This is a genomic window from Rhizobium ecuadorense, assembly GCF_001187535.1.
GTDB classification, from domain to species: Bacteria; Pseudomonadota; Alphaproteobacteria; order Rhizobiales; family Rhizobiaceae; genus Rhizobium; species Rhizobium ecuadorense.
The window spans coordinates 1-239 of record NZ_LFIO01000076.1; the positions used below are offsets into that span (position 1 = coordinate 1).

Sequence of the window (239 nt, forward strand, 5' to 3'; positions counted from 1 at the left end):
CGCCCTTGACCGTGAAGGGTGCGCTGTCGCGCTCGTCAAAGGAAAGATCGTCTTCGCCGATCTGATAACCGAACAGCGCGTCATCCCATGTCAGCTCGCCGGTGACCTGTTTGGCATAGGGGTCGAGCAGCAGCTTGTTCGCATTGAAGCGATGGCCGGCGTTGGGATCATAGGGACCATGGGCGCGATAGCCGTAGACCGTGCCTGGTCCGACGCCGGCGATATAGCCGGACCAGATA

General features: G+C 60.7%; 1 pseudogene. It reads right to left on the reverse strand.

Annotated elements, in window-relative coordinates:
• Positions 1 to 239: pseudogene (locus AF337_RS03790) on the reverse strand (glycogen debranching protein GlgX); the annotation flags it as partial.